Source organism: Shimia sp. (assembly GCF_041624275.1).
Taxonomy (GTDB): Bacteria; Pseudomonadota; Alphaproteobacteria; order Rhodobacterales; family Rhodobacteraceae; genus Shimia.
The window spans coordinates 1-3,205 of record NZ_JBFJVE010000258.1 but is presented as its reverse complement, the minus strand read 5'-3'; the positions used below and the strand labels follow the sequence as shown (position 1 = coordinate 3,205).

General features: G+C 65.5%; 2 protein-coding genes and 1 pseudogene. 1 reads left to right on the top strand and 2 read right to left on the bottom strand.

Annotated features, from left to right (window positions below):
* Positions 1 to 537: pseudogene (locus ABZD10_RS14680) on the bottom strand (ammonium transporter); the annotation flags it as partial.
* Between the two features lie 25 nt (positions 538 to 562).
* Positions 563 to 901 carry a P-II family nitrogen regulator gene (locus ABZD10_RS14675; RefSeq protein WP_372887630.1) on the bottom strand — a complete coding sequence of 113 codons (339 nt, stop codon included), beginning with the start codon at positions 899 to 901 and terminating at the stop codon, positions 563 to 565.
* A gap of 254 nt (positions 902 to 1,155) precedes the next feature.
* Here ABZD10_RS14675 and ABZD10_RS14670 point away from each other — a divergent pair.
* On the top strand, positions 1,156 to 3,205 hold a 2,050-nt coding region (locus tag ABZD10_RS14670), incomplete at its 3' end, for a transglycosylase domain-containing protein (protein ID WP_372887628.1).

Here is a 3,205-nt window from a genome sequence, read left to right as displayed (position 1 = left end):
GATGATCGCGGTCAGGATGATGGTGAAGACCAGGAAGGGCCACAGTTTGATACGCTCGGCCAGGGTGCCCGAGACGATCGAGGCGGTGGTGGCGCAGAACATCAGCTGGAAGAAGAAATCCGAGCCGGTCGAAGCATAGCCGTAGTCATCGGCCGCATCCGAGGTCACGCCCACCGCTTCCAGAACACCGGGGCCCCAGACGCCCGACAGGATGCCGTCCACCGACCATGTGCCCAGCGGGTACATCAGGTTGTAGCCGATCAGATAGTAGAAGATCGCCGCCAGCGAGAACAGCGCGACGTTCTTCATCAGCTGCATGGTGACGTTCTTGGACCGCACCAGACCGGCTTCGAGCATCGCGAAACCGGCCGCCATCCAGAACACCAGGAAGCCGCCGATCAGGAACAGAAGCGAGTTCAGAATAAAGACCGAGTCGGTCGAGGCATTGACGCCCGGAACCGGGCCTTCCTCGGCCAGGCCTGCCACGGGCAGCGCCACAAGGGCGGCCGGCAGGGCAAATTTCATCAGGGTATTCATGAGTGTTTTCCTTTCCACGCGCCGCTCAGATGGCGTCGGCGTCGGTTTCACCGGTGCGCACGCGAACCGCCTGCTGCACGTCCAGAACAAAGATTTTGCCGTCGCCGATCTTGCCGGTCTGCGCGGTCTTGGTGATGGTTTCCACAGCCTGGTCGGCCATCGAGGCCGGCACCACCAGTTCAAGCTTGACCTTGGGCACGAAGTTCACCGCGTATTCCGCGCCGCGATAGATTTCCGTATGGCCCGACTGCGAGCCGAAACCCTTGATCTCTGTGACCATCATGCCGCCAACCCCGATCCCGGTCAGCGCTTCGCGAACCTCTTCGAGCTTGAACGGTTTGATTGTTGCGATAATCAGTTTCACCGTCTTTTCCTTTTCCCATATGCAGGGGGGCCTGCGTTGCAGAGGCAGAAAAGCCTTCACAACGCCGGGAATCGAAGCTTTCCGGGCAAGAATGCGTCGAATTTCCGATCAAAACGCACATTTTTTGCACGCTTTTGCGTTTGTGGCTATTTTTTAAGCACAACAAAAAGCGCTTAGCGAGGCAAGGAACCTCAACATCAGCGGCCATCCCGGTTAAGCTGTCGACAACAGAAACATGGCAGGCAAAGCAGCTCATGGGTGATTCAGGTCGCAGGAAGCCGCCGCTGGTGGCCGAGAACAGATATGGCAGGGCGGGTGCCGCCCGGCGCAAGCCTGCCCCCAACCCCAAACCCAAGGCAAAGCCCGCAAAGCGCAAGAAGGCCCCGGCCCGCAAGGCCCCGCGCAACCCGGTGCTGGCCTTTCTGCTGGGCCTCATACGCGGCCTCTGGCGGGTGGTCTGGGGCTTTACCTGGCGGGTCGGCGCCATCATCGGCGCCATCGTCGCGCTGTCGGTGGGCTATCTCTACACCACCCTGCCCGAGCTTGACGAATTGCTCGACGGGCGGGCGCGCGGCTCGGTCACGCTGCTGGACCGCGACGATCAGGTCTTTGCCTGGCGCGGCGACCAGTTCGGCGGCGTCGTCACCGCCGACAGCGTGTCGCCCGATCTGCGCAACGCCATCGTCGCCACCGAGGACAAGCGCTTTTACTGGCATTTCGGCATCAGCCCGCGCGGCGTCGCCAGCGCGGTGCGCATCAACCTCTCCGAGGGGCGCGGCCCGCTCAGCGGCCACGGCGGCTCGACCATCACCCAGCAGACCGCCAAGCTGCTGTGCCTCGGGGTGGCCTTCGACCCCGAGGCCTGGGACAGCGAGGCCGACTACGTGCGCGACTGCCGCCGCTCGTCGCTGTGGCGCAAGGCCAAGGAAGCCACCTATGCGCTGGCGATGGAGGTCAAATACTCCAAGAACGACATTCTCTCGATCTATCTCAACCGCGCCTATATGGGCGGCGGCGCCTATGGCGCCGAGGCCGCGGCGCAGCGCTATTTCGGCAAGCCGGCGGCGGTGCTCAGCCCTTCGGAAAGCGCGATGATCGCCGGGCTCTTGACAGCGCCCTCGACCCTGGCCCCGACCTCGGACCTCAGGCGTTCGCAGGACCGGGCGGCGACGGTGCTGCGGCTGATGAACGAACAGGGCTATCTCGGCGATGCGGAAACCGCCCATTGGCAGGCCAACCCGGCGACCCTTTCCGAGGCCGCCGAGGCCCGCGCCGGGGGCTATTTCGCCGACTGGGTGATGGGCTCGGGCCCCGAGTTCTTCACCCGCAACACCACCGAGGACGTGATCCTCAAGACCACGCTCGATCCGCGCATCCAGGAGGCCGCCGAGGCGGGGCTGGAATGGGTCTTTGAAAACCGCGTCCGCGAGGGCTCGCAGGCGCAGGCGGCGATCGTGGTGATGTCGGCCGACGGCGCGGTGCGGGCGATGGTCGGCGGCCGCGACACCCGCGCCTCGGGCGCCTTCAACCGCGCGGTACAGGCCAAGCGCCAGACCGGCTCGGCCTTCAAGCCCTTCGTCTATGGCACGGCGCTGGACCTCGGCTATGCCCATGACGACCTGGTCGAGGACGCGCCCTATTGCCTCGACGTGCCGGGCTCGGGCGAATGGTGCCCGCGCAACTATACCGGCAAGCATTACGGCATGGTGACGCTGACCGAGGCGCTGAAGAATTCGCTCAACATCCCCGCGGTGCGGGTCTCGGAAAGCGTCGGCCGCGAAAACGTGCGCAAGGTGGCCAGCGAATTCGGCATCGAAAGCGATCTCGCGGCGGGGCCGGCGCTGGCGCTGGGGGCCTCGGAAAGCTCGCTTCTGGAGATGACCGGCGCCTATGCCGGCATTCTCAACGGCGGCTCGTCGGTGACGCCCTATGGGCTGATCGAGCTGCGGCTGGCGGGCGATCCCGACCCGCTGATGGGCAGCGGCGGCGGCATCGGCGAGCGGGTGATCACCGAGGCGGCGGCGCGCGAGCTGATCTATATGATGGAAAAGGTGGTCAGCGAGGGCACCGGCGCCCGCGCCGCCCTGCCCGGCTGGCAGGTCGCCGGCAAGACCGGCACCACCCAGGCGGCGCGCGATGCATGGTTCATCGGCTTCACGGCGGAATATGTCGCCGGGGTGTGGATGGGCTATGACGACAACACGCCGCTCACCGGGGTCACCGGCAGCGGATTGCCGGCCGAGATCTGGCACGAGGCGATGCGGCGGGTGCATGAGGGGCTGACGCCCACGCCCCTGCCCGCCT